General features: G+C 59.8%; 14 protein-coding genes. 7 read left to right on the top strand and 7 right to left on the bottom strand.

The window, feature by feature from the left end:
• Positions 1–202: 202 nt before the first annotated feature.
• Positions 203–1,045: a pca regulon transcriptional regulator PcaR gene (gene pcaR / locus ACM6I6_RS10120; RefSeq protein ID WP_274073433.1), complete on the bottom strand. Its 843-nt coding sequence runs from the start codon at positions 1,043–1,045 to the stop codon at positions 203–205.
• A gap of 383 nt (positions 1,046–1,428) precedes the next feature.
• Here pcaR and ACM6I6_RS10115 point away from each other — a divergent pair, with 383 nt between their 5' ends.
• The 3 genes from ACM6I6_RS10115 (at position 1,429) to ACM6I6_RS10105 (ending at position 3,740) form a co-directional block, all read left to right on the top strand.
• A complete protein-coding gene (locus ACM6I6_RS10115; RefSeq protein ID WP_323626632.1) occupies positions 1,429–1,590 on the top strand; it encodes a hypothetical protein in 162 nt (53 codons plus the stop codon).
• A 95-nt stretch (positions 1,591–1,685) separates the two neighbouring features.
• Positions 1,686–1,886: a hypothetical protein gene (locus ACM6I6_RS10110; protein ID WP_008056863.1), complete on the top strand. Its 201-nt coding sequence runs from the start codon at positions 1,686–1,688 to the stop codon at positions 1,884–1,886.
• Between the two features lie 378 nt (positions 1,887–2,264).
• Positions 2,265–3,740 (top strand): inorganic phosphate transporter, encoded by a 1,476-nt coding sequence (locus tag ACM6I6_RS10105; protein WP_414919835.1) that lies wholly within the window; start codon positions 2,265–2,267, stop codon positions 3,738–3,740.
• 259 nt (positions 3,741–3,999) lie between these two features.
• Here ACM6I6_RS10105 and ccoM read toward each other — a convergent pair whose 3' ends face one another.
• From ccoM to ACM6I6_RS10090, 3 genes are all read right to left on the bottom strand, one after another.
• A complete protein-coding gene (gene ccoM / locus ACM6I6_RS10100) occupies positions 4,000–4,116 on the bottom strand; it encodes a cytochrome c oxidase subunit CcoM (protein WP_323608795.1) in 117 nt (38 codons plus the stop codon).
• 144 nt (positions 4,117–4,260) lie between these two features.
• On the bottom strand, positions 4,261–4,422 hold the full coding sequence (locus ACM6I6_RS10095; RefSeq protein ID WP_008016476.1) for a hypothetical protein: 162 nt from the start codon (positions 4,420–4,422) through the stop codon (positions 4,261–4,263).
• A gap of 71 nt (positions 4,423–4,493) precedes the next feature.
• On the bottom strand, positions 4,494–4,835 hold the full coding sequence (locus ACM6I6_RS10090; protein WP_414919834.1) for an aspartate-semialdehyde dehydrogenase: 342 nt from the start codon (positions 4,833–4,835) through the stop codon (positions 4,494–4,496).
• A gap of 231 nt (positions 4,836–5,066) precedes the next feature.
• Here ACM6I6_RS10090 and rapA point away from each other — a divergent pair, with 231 nt between their 5' ends.
• A complete protein-coding gene (gene rapA / locus ACM6I6_RS10085; protein WP_274073430.1) occupies positions 5,067–7,913 on the top strand; it encodes an RNA polymerase-associated protein RapA in 2,847 nt (948 codons plus the stop codon).
• A 160-nt stretch (positions 7,914–8,073) separates the two neighbouring features.
• Here rapA and ACM6I6_RS10080 read toward each other — a convergent pair whose 3' ends face one another.
• The gene (locus ACM6I6_RS10080; RefSeq protein ID WP_323608792.1) at positions 8,074–9,423 is read right to left on the bottom strand and encodes an MFS transporter; all 1,350 of its coding nucleotides are present in this window, start codon (positions 9,421–9,423) and stop codon (positions 8,074–8,076) included.
• 281 nt (positions 9,424–9,704) lie between these two features.
• Between ACM6I6_RS10080 and ACM6I6_RS10075 the strand changes: the two genes are divergently transcribed.
• Entirely contained in the window at positions 9,705–11,921 is a 2,217-nt protein-coding gene (locus ACM6I6_RS10075) for a putative bifunctional diguanylate cyclase/phosphodiesterase (protein ID WP_414919833.1), read from the top strand.
• On the opposite strand, the gene ACM6I6_RS10070 is transcribed toward ACM6I6_RS10075, so the two are convergent.
• Positions 11,878–12,771, bottom strand: a complete 894-nt coding sequence (locus ACM6I6_RS10070) for an NAD(P)-dependent oxidoreductase (protein WP_406591718.1) — start codon at positions 12,769–12,771, stop codon at positions 11,878–11,880. The genes ACM6I6_RS10075 and ACM6I6_RS10070 overlap by 44 nt on opposite strands.
• A gap of 194 nt (positions 12,772–12,965) precedes the next feature.
• Between ACM6I6_RS10070 and ACM6I6_RS10065 the strand changes: the two genes are divergently transcribed.
• Complete coding sequence (locus ACM6I6_RS10065) at positions 12,966–15,161, top strand: hypothetical protein (protein WP_414919832.1); 2,196 nt, start codon at positions 12,966–12,968, stop codon at positions 15,159–15,161.
• 305 nt (positions 15,162–15,466) lie between these two features.
• Here ACM6I6_RS10065 and ACM6I6_RS10060 read toward each other — a convergent pair whose 3' ends face one another.
• Complete coding sequence (locus tag ACM6I6_RS10060) at positions 15,467–15,772, bottom strand: DUF2288 domain-containing protein (RefSeq protein WP_274073425.1); 306 nt, start codon at positions 15,770–15,772, stop codon at positions 15,467–15,469.
• Positions 15,773–16,122: 350 nt separating this feature from the next.
• Here ACM6I6_RS10060 and ACM6I6_RS10055 point away from each other — a divergent pair, with 350 nt between their 5' ends.
• Positions 16,123–17,250, top strand: coding sequence for a branched-chain amino acid ABC transporter substrate-binding protein (locus tag ACM6I6_RS10055; RefSeq protein WP_274073424.1), 1,128 nt, complete (start codon positions 16,123–16,125; stop codon positions 17,248–17,250).
• Positions 17,251–17,289: the final 39 nt, after the last annotated feature.

Genomic DNA, 17,289 nt, shown 5'->3' with positions numbered 1-17,289 from the left:
CGATCGGGTTCCGGCACAAAAACCGGGGAGAACGGCGACAGTCGGGGAATGTGCGCATGGGGTGCCTCTTCTCATTATTATGGGGTCGTCGTCCGGTCCCGGATCGAGATCGACAGCGCCGGATGACGCTGCCGCGACATTAATGAGCCAAGGGAAAGAGCGTCAATTCGCCAGACGCGAGTCTGTGCGATTATCGAACAGCTTAGGTAAACAGCTGGGTGCTGAGGTCGCGGCTGGCGCTCAACAAGCCGGGCAGGAAACGTTGTTCAAGCTCGCTGCGGCTGACCCGCCCGGCGTGGGTACTGACGTTGAGCGCCGCGACCACCTGGCCGGAAGCGTCGTACACCGGCACCGCGATCGAACGCAGCCCCTGCTCCAGTTCCTGGTCGACGATGCACCACCCTTGTTGTCGCACCTCCTGCAGGCATTCGAGCAATGCCTCGGGGGTATGGAGGGTTCGACTGGTCTTGGCTTGCAGGTCGGCGTGGTCGAGATACTCGTGCAATGACGTGTCATCGAGGGCGGCGAGCAGGATCCTGCCCATCGACGTGCAATAGGCCGGCAAGCGCCCACCCACCGACAGGTCGACCGATATCAGGCGTTGGGTGGTTGCCGAGCGGGCGATGTACAAGATGTCATCGCCTTCAAGCGTGGCCATGTTGCAGGCCTCGTGGAGTTGCTCGCTCATGCGGTCCAGGTACGGCTGTGCAGAAACCGCCAGCGGCGTCGAGGACACATAGGCGTGGCCCAGGGTCAGCACTTTGGGCAGCAGCGAATAGGTGCGGCCATCGGTGGTGGCGTAACCGAGCTTGATCAACGTATGCAGGCAACGGCGCACGGCGGCGCGGGGAATTTCCGTCCGGTGGCTGATCTGGGCAATGGTCAGGTGCCGCTTGCGCTCCTGGAACGCCTGCACCACGGCCAGTCCACGCGCCAGCGAGGTCATGAAGTCCGGGTCGCCGGTCAGGGCCTGGATCCGCTTGGCGGGGGAAGCAACGATCGGCGGTGCCACCGAAGCGAAGGAGTTGCGCAGTTGATCGTTCATACTAGGTCCTTTTCCCAGACGGATCGTCGATCCATTACAGGCGACTGGCTGTAGGGTACACAAGCCCGGCCCGACAAGATTGGGCGATTATCGAACCATCGATCGATAATCGCAATCCATGTTTTTTTGCGCGGCGCATCTGCCGACTTCAAGGCGCAATGTAATGGTCTTAAGTTGTGCGACTTAATGGCGCCAAAAAGGCATCGCCGTACAATGGCATCATCCAGTGCCCAAGTTGCCACTAACGGGTTATGGGTAGAAAACAATCACACATCAAGATCCACTTTTAACTCTATCGTGATAGTGTTCTGTCAATCGCTCGCTATAATGTAATTCAGTAGCCAATCGGTTTTTTATTAGCCGATCCCGCTACCGGTGGCGCGATGTTCCATCGCCGCTCTCCTCAGCAAGCCCATGACGCCGACTGCATCCGCATCGCGCCAACGCGCTCGCTGAAACAGGAACTGATGCTACGTCAGCTATATATCTCTGGTGCCGTGGCCGCCTGCAACATGGAAGTAATGAGCACACTGTCGCAAAAATGATGCCTGTAAGGGCTTTTTGCTTTTGACGAGTGCGGTCAATACATCGAGTGCAGCGCGTTTCACCAGAATTCACCTCAACTCAATCAGGTAGCACCGTGACAAAAGACGAACTGCGCGCGGAACTTGAGCGCCAGGAACAACGTTACAAGGAAGTTTACGGCGGGGAAGTCACCACCTACGCCGCCCAGCCCGAACCGGAACGCAAGCCATGGCGCAAACGCGCCACCGTTCAGGATCAGGTATTCAAGCAGGAACTGGAAAAAATGGAAAAGGAACTGAAAGCCGAGGAGCCGTGACGTCCTGGGCTTTTAATACCTGCCGGGGTCTGCATTGCATCCGTTAAAAGCGGGATGTACTGATGTTGCCTTTTTGCGCCCGCCACGAGCGGGCAGCGGCCGCCTTGCCGACCTGATGAGGCTGAAGGCTCGTATCTGACACTATTTTCAGAAATTTCATACAAGCGCGCGCAAGGTCCCTCCAGGCGTGGCGAACCCCTGTGCCTGCGGGCTTTCCAAAGAAATTCAAGTACTTGCAAGACCCGCAAAAGCGCAGGAAATTCAGGTCCCAAAGCAAAATAATTCGTTGAAGAATGTTACCGATGAGCAGCAAGTGCATCGATTTCCAGTCTTTTCTGGCATAATCGCGCCCCCTTATGACCGGGTCAGAAAACCTTCATGATCGATTTATTCAGCGGACTGGATGCTTGGGTGCTTGTGAGCCTCCTGCTCGCCCTGACTTTTGTCCTCGCCTTCGAGTTCATCAACGGATTTCATGACACCGCTAACGCGGTAGCCACTGTTATCTACACCAAAGCCATGCCGCCTCATCTGGCGGTGTTCTTTTCCGGTGTGTTCAACTTCCTCGGCGTTTTGCTGGGCGGCGTTGGCGTGGCGTATGCCATTGTCCACCTGCTGCCGGTGGAGCTGCTGATCAATGTGAACACCGGTCACGGACTGGCCATGGTGTTCTCGTTGCTCGCCGCAGCCATCGCCTGGAACCTGGGCACCTGGTACTTCGGTATCCCTGCCTCCAGCTCCCATACGCTGATCGGTTCGATCCTCGGCGTAGGCCTGGCCAACGCCCTGATCAACGATATTCCGTTGGCCGATGGCGTGAACTGGCAGAAGGCGATTGATATCGGTATGTCGCTGGTGTTCTCGCCAATGGCAGGCTTCCTGATCGCTGCGCTGATTCTGATCGGTCTGAAATGGTGGCGCCCGCTGTCGAAGATGCACAAGACGCCGGAGCAGCGTCGCAAGATCGACGACAAGAAACACCCGCCATTCTGGAACCGCCTGGTGCTGGTGATCTCGGCCATGGCCGTGAGCTTCGTGCACGGTTCCAACGATGGTCAGAAAGGTATCGGCCTGATCATGCTGGTGCTGATCGGCATCGTGCCGGCGCAGTTCGTACTTGATCTGAACAGCACCACCTACCAGATCGAACGTACCCGCGACGCCACCTTGCACCTGAACCAGTTCTACCAGCGCAACGCCGAAACCCTGGGCGAATTCCTGGCCCTGGGCAAAAGCGTCGAAGGCGATCTGCCGGAGAAATTCCGCTGCAACCCGCAACAGACCGAACCGACCATCAATGCCCTGCTTGGCACCCTCAAGGGTGTAGCCGACTACCACTCGCTGCCGCCGGAAAGCCGCATCGAAGTGCGTCGCTACCTGCTCTGCCTGGACGACACGGCGAAGAAAGTCAGCAAACTGCCAACCCTAGCCCCGCGGGAAAAGGCTGACCTGGACAAGCTGCGCAAGGACCTGACCACGACCACTGAATACGCTCCGTTCTGGGTGATCCTGGCGGTCGCCCTGGCCCTGGGCCTGGGTACCATGGTCGGCTGGAAACGCGTGGTACTGACCATCGGCGAGAAGATCGGCAAGCAAGGCATGACCTATTCCCAGGGCATGTCGGCGCAGATCACCACCGCGAGCCTGATCGGCATGGCCAACATCTTCAGCCTGCCGGTGTCCACCACCCACGTCCTGTCCTCGGGCGTTGCCGGTACCATGGTCGCCAACAAAAGCGGCCTGCAAGGCGGCACCGTCAAGACCATCCTGCTGGCCTGGGTCCTGACCCTGCCAGCCACCGTGGCGCTGTCGGCCGGCTTGTTCTGGCTGGCGTCGAAGGCACTCGGCAGCTGACAGGCAACCGAACGAAAAAAGGCGCGCTCCGTGAGGACCGCGCCTTTTTTATTACCGAATTTTAGCAACACCGCACATCACTGTAGGAGCGAGCTTGCTCGCGAAGGTGTGTCAGCTACGAAGGTGTCGACTGACACTCCATCGCGAGCAAGCTCGCTCCTACAGGGGATTGGTGCATGCCAGTAGATTGTTCAGGGCAAAAAAAAGGGCAACCGAAGTTGCCCAAAATGCCTTGCGTGCTCATTGCATCCAGAAAGACCTACGGCTCTTTGCGCTTGTGCGAGTCTTTCCAGATAAAAAATCCGAACCCTGCAAAAAATACAACCATGAGGCTGACGGTCAGCACTCCGGCGATCACCACGTTATCGAAAAACATGACGCGTCTCCTGCAGTTGCCCTGTTGCGATGGGGCCAAGGTAACCAATCGGGCAGGAGAAAATATTGACCGGGATCAATGTTGCCCGGGACCGGGCCTGGAAGGCGGGGGAAAACTGACCTGCATCAATCGATGCAGGAAGACTCAACGCTTTTTCGGTTTGTTCTTCGGCTTTTTCTTCGCCTTGCCCAATGGCATGGCCTGCTCGAACGCCTGGCGCACTTCGTTCAGGCGCTTGTCGTTAAGGTCATGGACACGCTTGGCGCGTTCGGCATTCAGGTCGATCAGCTTGTCGTCTTGGCTCATGGTGTCAGTGCATCGCTTGGCAGGAATGTGCCAATAATGCGGTCTGGCGACGGCGCTGACCAGTCACGGGCTCAAATCTCGATATCGACCCACAGGCCCTGACGAGGCTGGTCTTCCATCAACGGAGCCACAGGCACGGTGTTGTCGGCATTGAGTTCGTCACCCGGGATCGCCAGGTGCGCTTCGGGGTCCTCGTCGGCTTCACGGCGGCGGCGTTGCTGCTCCTGCTTGCGCCGCTGTTCTTCGCGCAGCACCAGCGCGGCCTCTTCCGGATCGCGCTTTTGCAGGTCGATGGTGCTGTCGCTGGCGCTTTCCTGCACCGGCACGACGGGCGCGATGTCCGGGCGCGGGCGAACCGGGTCGTGCTGGGAAGTGATCGGCACGGCACTCAAGGGGAGCATCGGTGGCAGCATATTTATCAGTCTCCTGTCAGCAGGCTGTCGGCCGCTGTGACGGCGACTTGAGCCATCGGTCGCAAACTGTGAGTCGATTGGCACGGTGGGAACGTTCGCAGGCTACGATTTCTTCAGCCTGGCAAGATCAAAAGATCGCAGCCCAAGGCAGTTCCCACACAGGTAATCCTTTGGTCTGGAGACCTGATTCCGTTAAGATAGCCCGCTTTTTCAAGGTGGGAGTCAGGCAGCATGGCGCAGCAGTATCAACCGGGGCAACGCTGGATCAGTGACAGCGAAGCGGAGCTGGGTTTGGGCACCGTTCTGGCACAGGACGGCCGCTTGCTGACCGTGCTCTACCCGGCCACTGGCGACACTCGCCAGTACGCGCTACGGAATGCGCCCCTCACCCGTGTGCGGTTTTCGCCGGGTGACACCATCACTCACTTCGAAGGCTGGAAACTGACCGTACGCGAAGTCGACGACGTCGATGGCCTGCTGGTCTATCACGGCCTCGACGCGCAGAACGAAGTGGTCACCCTGCCGGAAACCCAACTGTCGAACTTCATCCAGTTCCGTCTCGCCAGCGACCGTCTGTTCGCCGGGCAGATCGACCCCCTGGCCTGGTTCGCCCTGCGTTATCACACCCTCGAACACACCAGCCGCCAACTGCAGTCGTCGCTGTGGGGCCTGGGTGGCGTGCGTGCGCAACCGATCGCGCACCAGCTGCACATCGCCCGCGAAGTGGCCGACCGCATCGCGCCTCGGGTTCTGCTGGCCGACGAAGTGGGCCTGGGCAAAACCATCGAAGCCGGTCTGGTGATCCATCGCCAACTGCTTTCGGGCCGCGCCAATCGCGTGCTGATCCTGGTGCCGGAAAACCTCCAGCACCAGTGGCTGGTAGAAATGCGCCGACGCTTCAACCTGCAGGTCGCGCTGTTCGACGAAGAACGCTTCATCGAAAGCGATGCCTCCAACCCGTTCGAAGACACCCAGCTCGCGCTGGTGGCCCTGGAATGGCTGGTGGATGACGAGAAAGCCCAGGACGCGCTGTTCGCGGCCGGCTGGGACCTGCTGGTGGTCGACGAAGCCCACCACCTGGTGTGGCACGAAGACCAGGTCAGCCCGGAATACTCGCTGGTCGAACAACTCGCTGAAACGATCCCCGGCGTCCTGCTGTTGACCGCCACCCCGGAACAGCTGGGCCAGGACAGTCACTTCGCGCGTCTGCGCCTGCTCGACCCGAACCGCTTCCATGACCTGGCTGCCTTCCGCGCCGAGAGCGAAAACTATCGCCCGGTGGCCGAGGCCGTTCAGGAGCTGCTGGAAAAAGGTCGCCTGTCGCCGCAAGCCCATGAAACCATTCACGGCTTCCTCGGCAACGAAGGCGAAGCCCTGCTGACCGCCGTCAACGATGGCGACACCGAAGCCAGCGCCCGCCTGGTGCGCGAACTGTTGGACCGCCACGGCACCGGCCGCGTGCTGTTCCGTAATACCCGGGCCGCGGTCCAGGGGTTCCCGGAGCGCAAACTGCATCCTTACCCGCTACCGTGCCCGGACGAATACCTCGAACTGCCGCTGGGCGATCACGCCGAGCTGTACCCGGAAGTCAGCTTCCAGGCCCAGCCGGACGCCAATGAAGAAGAGCGCTGGTGGAAATTCGACCCGCGCGTCGAGTGGCTGATCGACCAGCTTAAAATGCTCAAGCGCACCAAGGTGCTGGTGATCTGCGCCCACGCCGAAACCGCCATGGACCTGGAAGACGCCCTGCGCGTGCGTTCCGGCATTCCGGCCACGGTGTTCCACGAGGGCATGAACATCCTCGAGCGTGACCGCGCCGCCGCCTACTTCGCCGACGAAGAGTTTGGCGCGCAAGTGCTGATCTGTTCGGAAATCGGCAGTGAAGGCCGCAACTTCCAGTTCTCCCACCACCTGGTGCTGTTCGATCTGCCGTCCCACCCGGACCTGCTGGAACAACGTATCGGTCGTCTGGACCGGATCGGCCAGAAGCACACCATCGAACTGCACGTGCCGTACCTGGAAACCAGCCCGCAAGAGCGCCTGTTCCAGTGGTACCACGAAGCCCTGAATGCTTTCCTCAACACCTGCCCGACCGGCAACGCCCTGCAACATCAGTTCGGCCCGCGCCTGCTGCCGTTGCTCGAAGAAGCCGACGATGGCGAATGGCAAGCGCTGATCGACGAAGCCCGCACCGAGCGCGAGCGCCTCGAAGCCGAGCTGCACACCGGCCGCGACCGCTTGCTGGAGCTCAATTCCGGCGGTGCCGGCGAAGGTGAAGCGCTGGTCGAGGCCATTCTCGAGCAGGACGACCAGTTTGCCCTGCCGATCTACATGGAAACCCTGTTCGATGCATTCGGCATCGACAGCGAAGACCATTCGGAAAACGCCCTGATCCTCAAGCCGAGCGAAAAAATGCTCGACGCCAGCTTCCCGCTGGGCGACGACGAAGGCGTGACCATCACCTACGACCGCAACCAGGCGCTGTCTCGCGAAGACATGCAGTTCATCACCTGGGAACACCCGATGGTCCAGGGCGGCATGGACCTGGTGTTGTCCGGTTCCATGGGCAACACCGCCGTGGCGCTGATCAAGAACAAGGCGCTGAAACCCGGCACCGTGTTGCTGGAACTGCTCTACGTCAGCGAAGTGGTTGCCCCCCGTTCGCTGCAACTGGGCCGCTACCTGCCGCCGGCCGCCCTGCGCTGCCTGCTCGACACCAATGGCAATGACCTGTCGGCCCGGGTGTCGTTCGAGACCTTGAACGATCAACTCGAAAGCGTACCGCGCGCCAGCGCCAACAAGTTCATCCAGGCCCAGCGCGATCAGCTGACGCCACGGATCAACGCCGGCGAAGACAAGATCTACCCACGTCACGCCGAACGCGTGGCAGAGGCGCAACGTCGCCTGGCCGCCGACACCGACGAAGAACTGGCACGCCTGACCGCGTTGCAAGCGGTCAACCCGACCGTACGTGACAGCGAACTGGTTGCCCTGCGCAAGCAACGCGAACAAGGCCTGGCCATGCTCGACAAGGCTGCGCTGCGACTGGAAGCGATCCGGGTGTTGGTGGCGGGTTAAGTCCCCCGCTCCACCTGTAAAAAAAGAAGGCCCGCAGCGATGCGGGCCTTTTTTGTTTGCTTGAGTTTTGTAGTGCTACTTATTACCTCTTCGCGAGCAAGCCCGCTCCCACATCTGGAATGCAATCCCCCTGTGGGAGCGGGCTTGCTCGCGAAAGCGATTAAGCAGTCGCCGCGGCCCCCTCAGGCTCGACTACGCTACCCAACCCATCCTTCATCCGCTTGGCATCGCGCACAAAACACCGCGACGCCAACACCAGGAACACCATGGTGAAGAACAGCGCCACCGGGATCAGGTACATCGCGTCATGCAGGCCCACCGCCTTGAACGCCTCGGTCATCTGCCCGGCACCCGCCGCGAGCATCGCCGTGTGGGCAAAGTGATCGGACAAGGCGCCGACCACCACTGGCCCCAACCCACCGCCCAACAGGTACAGCCCGGCGAAGAACAAGGCCATGGCGGTGGCCCGCAGGCGCGGCTCGACCACGTCCTGGATCGCCGTGTAAACGCAGGTATAGAAGTTATAGGCAAACAACCAGCCCAGGCTGAAGACGGCCACGAAAACGCCGATCTCGATCCGCCCCGAATGCAGCGCCCACGCCGTGCACAGGGTTGAAATGATCAGGCTGAACGCGGCGAACAGCAGACGACCGTTGGCAACCCGCTGATGGATCTTGTCCGCTACCCAGCCGCCCAACGTCAGGCCGAACAACCCGGTGACGCCGACGATCACCCCCGTCGCCACTGCGGCCTCCTGCAACGGCATCAGGAAATAACGTTGCAGCATCGGCACCAGGAACGAGTTACAGGCATAGGTGGCGAAGTTGAAACAGAGTCCCGCCATCACCAGCCACAGGAAGGTCGGCACTGCCAGCACCCGGCGGATCGGCCGGTCGATCTTCTCCTGGGACACCTGCACGCTTTCAGCCGCACCGCGCTTGGGCTCCTTGATGAAAAACATGAAGATCGCCAGGATCAGCCCCGGTACCGCGGCAATGAAGAACGGGGCGCGCCAGCTGTCGAAGGCCTTGACCATCGCGCCGATAGTGAAGAACGCCAATAGCAGACCCAACGGCAGCCCGAGCATGAAGATGCCCATGGCCCGCGCCCGGCGATGCGCCGGAAACAGGTCGCCGATCAACGAATTGGCGGCTGGCGCGTAACTGGCTTCGCCGATGCCGACGCCCATGCGCACGATCAGGAAACTCCAGAAGCTGCCGACCATGCCGTTGACTGCGGTCAGGCCGCTCCATGCCGCCAGGCCCCAGCCCATCAACTTGCTGCGCGAGCCGGTATCGGCCATTCGCCCCAGCGGCAGGCCGGCGATCGCGTAGACGATGGTGAATGCCGTACCGATGATCCCCAGTTGAAAGTCGCTGAGGTGCCACTCCATGCGGATCGGTTCGATGATGATGGCGGGGATGGTGCGGTCGAAGAAGTTGAACAGGTTGGCCAGGAACAGCAGGAACAGAATGCGCCAGGCATTCGCCGCTTGGGTCGAGTTCTGCATGGGTCCGTCTCTTTTTTATTGTTATGGGGGCTTGCCTGCCACCCGGAACCTGCAATCTAGTCAGGCTGGCCGGCACTGTCTGTAATTATTCGTAAAGCTGATACCCGCCCATGGGCACCGACGCGGCCCATGCGACATTTTATTTCCAAACGCACTAAAGCCCATTCCAAAATCATTGGGAGACAATGTGCCACTATTCCTTGCGTTCGATGCACGGCTTCTATACTCCAACACATTCGCCAGCGTTGATTGCCGGCAGGGAGACAACCACGGGGCACGCTATGGAGTGGCTTGGTCTGCATTTCACCACAGAGCTGGCAGACAGCGGACAGGTCATACTCCATTGCGCACATGACCCTTTCCTGGTGCTGCTGGCTTTTCTGGTCGCCTGCGCTGGCAGTTTTGCCACACTGGATATGGCCGAACGGGTTGCCCAGGCGCAAAAACCAGCGTCCCAACGCCTTTGGCGCTGGATCGGCGCCGGATGCCTGGCCGGCGGAATCTGGGCCATGCATTTCATTGGCATGCTGGCGTTCCAGGTGCCGATCGACGTGCAATACCATTTGCCCATCACCCTTGTGTCCCTGTTGATCGCCCTGTGTGCGTCGTGGCTGGCGATGCACACCCTCAGCCTGCCCGCCCTGAATTTCCGCCAATGCTGCAAGGCGTCGATCATCATCGGCCTGGGCATCGCCACCATGCATTACGTGGGCATGGCCGCCATGCGTACGCAAGCGACGGCTTATTACCATCCTGGGCTGTTCATCCTTTCGATCATGATCGCCATCGGCGCCAGTCTGGCGGCGTTGCTGCTGGCCAGCTATCTGCGCACGGGTGAGGGATTGTTCAATCAGTTGCTCAAATGCGGCGGCAGCCTGGTGCTGGGAGCAGGCATCTTCACCCTGCATTTCACCGGCATGGCCGCCTTCTCCCTGGTACTGCCAAACGGCAGCCTGCTGCCCCAGCCGGGTGAAAACAACCATCTGCAACTGGGCCTGACGGTCGCCGTCATGACCCTGCTGATCATCGGCAGTTGCATCAGCGCGGCGCTGGCGGACAAGAAGCTGCAGCACAAGGACCGCGACCTGCTGCGGGTCAACTCGCTGCTCAGCCAACTGGACCAGGCGCGCATGTCCCTGCAACAGGTGGCGCACTACGACGCCCTGACCAACCTGGTCAACCGTCGCGGGTTCAACCAGCTGTTCGCCGAGAAGCTCCTGGAGCGCACCCAGGCAGGCGGCATGCTCGCCGTCCTGTTCCTCGACATCGATCATTTCAAGCGCATCAACGACAGCCTCGGCCACGATGCCGGCGATGAACTGCTCAAGGTGCTCGCCCGGCACATCAAGAGCTCGGTGCGCACCCATGAAGATGTGGTGGCACGCTTTGGTGGCGACGAATTCTGCATCCTCATCGACCTGCATGACCGTGATGAAGCGCGCCAGATGGCCCAGCGCATCATGCAGAAACTGAAGGAACCCATCGAGCTGTCCGGGCGGCGCATGGTCATGACCACCAGCATCGGCATCAGCGTGTTCCCCGAGGACGGCAAGACCTGCGAAGAACTGCTGAAAAACGCCGACCTGGCGCTGTATCAATCCAAGGACAGTGGCCGCAATGGGCTGAATTTCTTCAGTGCCAACCTCAAGGCGCGCGCCATGCTGGAACTGCAACTGGAAGAAGAACTGCGCCACGCCCTGCGCGAAGACACCGGCCTGATGCTCTATTACCAACCGATCTATGACCTGAAAACCGGCCAGGTCAGCAAACTCGAAGCCTTGATCCGCTGGCAGCACCCGGTCCATGGATTTCTTGCGCCGGACCGCTTCATTGGCATCGCAGAGGCCAATGGCCTGATCACCGAACTGGACAACTGGGTGCTGCGCAAGGCCTGCGAGGACTTGGGCGAGCTGTCGCACCAGGGTTGCGCGAACCTGAAGATCGCCATCAATTGCTCGCCCCTGACCCTGGCGCGCGAAGAACTGAGCGACGAAATCTCACTCGCGTTGCGCAACGCCGGGGTCGAGCCCCACCGACTGGAGCTGGAGGTCACCGAGAATGCGCTGATGGGCAGCATCGCCGATACGCTGGTGTCTCTGCGCCAGGTACGCGCCCTCGGCGTGTCGCTGTCGATCGATGACTTCGGCACCGGTTACTCATCCCTGGCTTACCTCAAGCGCTTGCCGCTGAACACGCTGAAGATCGACCGATCATTCATCCAGGACATTCCAATCGCCACCCAGGACATGGAGATCGTCCAGGCCATTATCGTCATGGCCCACACCCTGCATCTGGAGGTGGTCACCGAAGGCGTCGAAACCTTCGAGCAGTACCAGTTTCTCGAGCGCCACGGCTGCGACTTCGTCCAGGGTTACCTGCTCAGTCGCCCGGTACCGCTGGCGGAACTGCGGCCCGTGCTGAACGAAATCAACCAGCGCAAGCAATCGTACAGCGTCACGCCCCTGAGTCTTGTGCACGGTACATCTGCACTAATGTAGAGGGGTCTTTCTCGAGGAAACCCTGGGCCCCATGCAGGCGCATCAATTGCGCGGCCAGGCCGCTGATCGGCGTCGCCGAACCTTGTTCGCGGGAAAACTTCACCGCTGAATCCAGATCCTTGAGCAAGGTCCGCACGTGCCATTTGACCGGTTCGAAACGGCTCTGGGCCATTTGCGGTGCAAGGAACTGCAAGGGCCTCGAATCGGCAAACCCACCGGCCAGTGCCTCGGCGATCAGGCTGGCATCGACCCCGGAGCGCTCCGCCAGGGCCACCACTTCGGCGATGACCAGCGCATTGCAGGCAACGATCATCTGGTTGCAGGCCTTGGTCACCTGCCCTGCTCCCACCGCGCCCATGTGCGTCACCCGCTGGCCGAGCCTCTGCAAAACCGGTTTGACCCGCTCAAGGTCTGCCGCGCTGCCGCCGACCATGATCGCCAGGCTGCCGGCTTCGGCCCCCACCACCCCACCGGACACCGGCGCATCCAGCCACCCCATGCCGGTCTTGCCGAGTTCTGTCGCCATTTCCCGGGTCGCCGTGGGTTCAAGGCTGGAAAAATCCACCAGCAGCTGACCCTTTTTCGCCCCCTCGGCAATGCCCGACTCGCCGAAAACCACCTCGCGGACCACTGAGGTATCCGCCAGGCACAACATCACCACCTCGGCGTGCTGGCACAACTCGGCAGGTGTGGCGACCTGGCGTGCCCCGGCCTCGACCAGCGCTGCGCACTTGGCCGGATTGCGGTTCCACACCGTCAGCGGGTAACCCGCGGCGAGCAAACGCTGGCACATCGGCAAGCCCATCAGGCCAATTCCGGCAAAACCCAGGGACGGTAGCGTTGACATCATTTTGCCTCCTTTTGATTAAAGAACAGCGAATACTGGCCGATTTATCAAGACTCAGGAAAGGATTCCGCCGGGCGACGCGCCAATTGGCTGCGCCGCCCGGGACAATTCGCGCTGATAAAAGACGCGAGTTCTCATTCCGTGATGGTCGATGACAACAGGTTGCCCGACCCACCAGCCCAGGTACATGGCGAACAATGACTTCTAAAAACAATCCAGCCCCTGCGCTTTCCGACCTGACGCTGAGCCCGGCGGCGAACAGCCCCGCACCGTCGAAGCCATTGACGCCGTCGCGCCCGCTGGCGACCCAGCAATACCTGTACTTCACCGAAACCAACACCGATCGCATCCTCGACAACCTCGACGGCCTGCGCGACATGGTGTTCCCGCGCCCAGCGCATCTGGAAGGTGACAACGAACAGCACAACGATCAGGAATTCCCTTCGGTGTGCCTGATTGGCCTGGGCCGCTGCGGTTCGAACATCGCGCTGGATGTCGCGGAACTGGTCTACAACGCCCGCAAGTTCTACCTCAACGAATTCAACAACGAAGATCGCCTGTCGCCAGACAAGCGCTATGCGGAAAAAGGCTATAGCCCGGCACAGTGGATTCGCAACAATTTGCGCCTGGGGTCGAACAAGGCCACCAAACCGGTGTTCCTGGTCGAACCGCTGGTGATGCTGGGCGACCTGGACAAGGACATCGCCGGGCGTATCCGCTTCTCGCGCAAAGGCGAAAAGAGCGGTTTCCTGCGCGACTACAGCAAAATGAAAATCATGGACCTGTCGGAAGTCCATGCCGGTGGTGCCGGTAACGCGCCGATTCTCGGCCAGTACCTGGCCAAGATCATCCTGAACAAGGACACCCAGCGTTTCTCCAGCCCCGACTGGAAGATGATCCACTCGTACCTGATCGACAGCTGTGGCATCAAGGCCAACCAGTCGCGCCTGTATTTCTCGATCTTCAGTGCCGGTGGCGGTACCGGTTCGGGCATGGCTTCGGAATTCGGCCTGGCCCAGCAACACTCGTACATGAACAAGACGTTCGACACCCGGCCGATGGACGAGCACGACAGCAAAAGCGGTCATTCCTTCGTCTTCGAACCGATCTTCACCAGCGGCATCTGCGTACTGCCAAACATATCCGATCACCGCAGTGAAATTTCCGAGGCGCTGCACATCAACGCCGGCCGCCTGCTGTGCAAGTACCTGTCGGAAGAATGGGACTTCTCCTACAACTTCGCCAACGAAGACAGCAGTGAAGCCAGCGTCATGGGTCGTATCCGCCCATGGAACGCGATGATGCTGATCTCCAACGACATCATGCGTTATGCCGAAGAAAGCGATGACGGCAACATCCAGAACATCGACGTCAACGCGATGGAAAAGCATGCCAACCAGTACATCTCGCAGCAGATCTTCAACATTCTGACGGCTCAGGCGGTCACCACCGACTACGACCAGAACTATTTCCGCCGTGCCGGCATCGACATCGGCGAAACCATTCGCCTGGACGCCAACGACCTGTTCATGAGTCTCGCCGGCCCGGTGGCCATTGCCTATGCCGAATCCGTGGTGCCGGAAACCCCGCCGCCGAGCAGCGACAAGTTCAAGGTCTTCGACAAAGAACCGCAGCGCCTGAACATCGACGACCTGTTCTTCCGCTCCATCGACCTGCCGCACTTCAACAAGGTCACCCAGGCCATCGAAGGCATCAGCCTGCTGCCCATCGAGTCCAAGCGCTATCGCGCGGCGCTGGAGCAGTACAAGAATTCGGGGTATGACGCGGCCGCCCTGCACGATCTGCACTTCTTCAAGAACTGCTCATCGGTGGTGTCGATCGTTTCCCTGCCCAAGGACTACAAGCTGTCCTACATGGACCTGAACCGCTTGAAGACCCACCTCAACAGTCTGTTCCCCAACACCACGCTCAAGCGCTATGCGTTGGTGATCGGCGCCTCGGCCAACCTGTCGCTGACCACCCTGATCGCCAAGAGCCCGTGCCTGTCGGACGATTTCCTGACCTTGATCGTGGCGTTCATCAAGCGCTGCTTTGCCCGTACGCCGTACCGCTTCGACGACACCCTGGACAACTCGGTCCTGGACTTCATCATCAACGAGCACTTCGATGAAGACCTGATCGACGACCTGCTCAACGAGTTCGAGAACCCGGCGAAAATCCTCGATACCAACTGGTACGCAATCAAGCCGATGTACGAGAAGAAGTATCGCGAGCTGATCAACGACAAGGACAAGTTCGTCTCGATCAACGACATACGGCTGTCACGCGATTGCGTGAAGAAAGCGATCAAGTACCTGCGTGAGATCTATCGTCACCGGATTGGCAAGACCAAGGTGATTTCGTTGAATAACCACACAGGCAAGAGTTACTGATCGAGGCGTGATACCGAGTCGCTCCGATCGCTGGCAAGCCAGCTCCTACAGATTCGGTGTCGTTCACGAAATAGGTGTTCGACATCAATTCCTGCAGGAGCTGGCTTGTCAGCGAAAACGATCTCGAATTCAACGGCCTTTCAACATCCAGAAACAATTGGTCAGCCGTTCAGCTGTCTTACTAACTGTTCCCGTTACGTTTACGTCACCGTGAAGCGTGGCCTTTCTCTACGGCAACCTGCCATCACGCTACTCGGCTACACACTTTCCTTGGCTCAGCGATGGCACCACCATGGTGCACGCACTCAGGCCTGCGCTCTTTCCTGGATCAGGATCCACGGCGAAACCACCACAGCCCACAGCTGCGGATCCCGTTCGAAAAGATCCAGCGCCCGCGTTTCAGACAGCTTGGCGACCTTGTCTTCGGCCAGCCAGGCAGCCACTTTCTCGCCTTCATCAGTGGCTACAGCTTCGGCTGCGGCGATCAAATCGAGGCTCGGGTCGACCCACAATAGGGCACCCTTGGCGAAGAACGGCTCCAGTTCCTTCCAGGAAATAGATGCGGTTTCTCCGAGCAGTTTGGCATAGAGGGTGCTAGGTTCTTCAGTCATGGGTCCGGTCCGGAAAAGAAATCGACGCAATGATAACGTCGGTGGTCAGGCAGAAAAACCCAGATGCAATTTGAGTGACCGAATGAAAAGCGCAGGAAAGCCAAGGAATGCACGGAATCTGGCTATAAGCCCGTCAAAACCCCGCCGCAATTCTGACTTTTTCTTTCAAAAAAGCGACACCCCCAAGTTTTGCCCCCTGGCGCCAGCTTCCCAGGCTGACAATCGGCGCTCTACACTGTACCGGTACAGTTGCCGGGGGGCTTTTCCGGGGGATGTCGTAGATATCTGACCCGGTTCTGCTGCCAACGGCGCCAGGACTATAAAAATTACAACAGTAAGAGTGGAGCACTATGACTAAGGCTACTAAGCAGATTTCCAAACTGTTTGCCGCTATGGTTCTGGCCGGGGTTGCCAGCCATTCGTTCGCAGCTGACACCATCAAGATCGGCATCGCCGGCCCCAAGACCGGTCCTGTAGCCCAATACGGCGACATGCAGTTCAGCGGCGCCAAAATGGCCATTGAACAGATCAACGCCAAAGGCGGCGTAGACGGCAAGAAACTCGAAGCCGTCGAATACGATGACGCCTGTGATCCAAAACAAGCGGTAGCGGTCGCGAACAAAGTCGTCAACGACGGTGTCAAGTTCGTGGTCGGTCACCTGTGCTCCAGCTCCACCCAACCGGCTTCGGACATCTACGAAGACGAAGGCGTGATCATGATCACCCCGGCGGCCACCAGCCCGGACATCACCGCTCGTGGTTACAAAATGGTGTTCCGCACCATCGGCCTGGACAGCGCCCAAGGCCCTGCCGCCGGTAACTACATCGCCGATTTCGTCAAACCGAAAATCGTTGCCGTCCTGCACGACAAACAGCAATACGGTGAAGGCATCGCCACCGCCGTTAAACAGACCCTCGAGAAGAAAGGCACCAAGGTTGCCGTGTTCGAAGGCGTCAACGCCGGCGACAAGGACTTCTCCTCGATCATCGCCAAGCTCAAGCAAGCCAACGTCGACTTCGTCTACTACGGCGGCTACCACCCGGAGCTGGGCCTGATCCTGCGTCAAGCCCAGGAAAAAGGCCTGAAAGCCAAGTTCATGGGTCCGGAAGGCGTGGGTAACGACTCCATCTCGCAGATCGCCAAGGACGCTTCCGAAGGCCTGCTGGTGACCCTGCCGAAATCCTTCGACCAGGATCCGGCCAACGTTGCCCTGGCTGATGCGTTCAAGGCCAAGAAAGAAGACCCGAGCGGTCCGTTCGTGTTCCCGGCCTACTCGGCTGTGACCGTGATCGCCGACGGCATCAAGGCCGCCAAGTCCGAAGACGCGACCAAAGTGGCGGAAGCCATCCACGCGGGTACCTTCAAGACTCCAACTGGCGACCTGGCCTTCGACGAGAAAGGCGACCTGAAAGACTTCAAATTCGTGGTCTACGAGTGGCACTTCGGCAAACCAAAAACTGAAGCCAAGCCTCAGTAAGGTCTTGCCTGACTGACTGCCAATAAAGCCCACGGCGTG

This window comes from Pseudomonas sp. IT-P218, assembly GCF_949767605.1.
Lineage (GTDB): Bacteria > Pseudomonadota > Gammaproteobacteria > Pseudomonadales > Pseudomonadaceae > Aquipseudomonas > Aquipseudomonas putida_AE.
The sequence above is the reverse complement of the archived record's forward strand: the minus strand, read 5'-3'. Positions and strand labels throughout refer to the sequence as shown.

Excerpts from the sequence above, each read along its gene's own strand:
- pcaR (WP_274073433.1), bottom strand. The coding sequence starts at position 1,045 with ATGAACGATCAACTGCGCAACTCCTTCGCTTCGGTGGCACCGCCGATC.
- ACM6I6_RS10115 (WP_323626632.1), top strand. The coding sequence starts at position 1,429 with ATGTTCCATCGCCGCTCTCCTCAGCAAGCCCATGACGCCGACTGCATC.
- ACM6I6_RS10105 (WP_414919835.1), top strand. The coding sequence starts at position 2,265 with ATGATCGATTTATTCAGCGGACTGGATGCTTGGGTGCTTGTGAGCCTC.
- ccoM (WP_323608795.1), bottom strand. The coding sequence starts at position 4,116 with ATGTTTTTCGATAACGTGGTGATCGCCGGAGTGCTGACCGTCAGCCTC.
- ACM6I6_RS10095 (WP_008016476.1), bottom strand. The coding sequence starts at position 4,422 with ATGAGCCAAGACGACAAGCTGATCGACCTGAATGCCGAACGCGCCAAG.
- ACM6I6_RS10090 (WP_414919834.1), bottom strand. The coding sequence starts at position 4,835 with ATGCTGCCACCGATGCTCCCCTTGAGTGCCGTGCCGATCACTTCCCAG.
- rapA (WP_274073430.1), top strand. The coding sequence starts at position 5,067 with ATGGCGCAGCAGTATCAACCGGGGCAACGCTGGATCAGTGACAGCGAA.
- ACM6I6_RS10080 (WP_323608792.1), bottom strand. The coding sequence starts at position 9,423 with ATGCAGAACTCGACCCAAGCGGCGAATGCCTGGCGCATTCTGTTCCTG.
- ACM6I6_RS10075 (WP_414919833.1), top strand. The coding sequence starts at position 9,705 with ATGGAGTGGCTTGGTCTGCATTTCACCACAGAGCTGGCAGACAGCGGA.
- ACM6I6_RS10070 (WP_406591718.1), bottom strand. The coding sequence starts at position 12,771 with ATGATGTCAACGCTACCGTCCCTGGGTTTTGCCGGAATTGGCCTGATG.
- ACM6I6_RS10065 (WP_414919832.1), top strand. The coding sequence starts at position 12,966 with ATGACTTCTAAAAACAATCCAGCCCCTGCGCTTTCCGACCTGACGCTG.
- ACM6I6_RS10060 (WP_274073425.1), bottom strand. The coding sequence starts at position 15,772 with ATGACTGAAGAACCTAGCACCCTCTATGCCAAACTGCTCGGAGAAACC.
- ACM6I6_RS10055 (WP_274073424.1), top strand. The coding sequence starts at position 16,123 with ATGACTAAGGCTACTAAGCAGATTTCCAAACTGTTTGCCGCTATGGTT.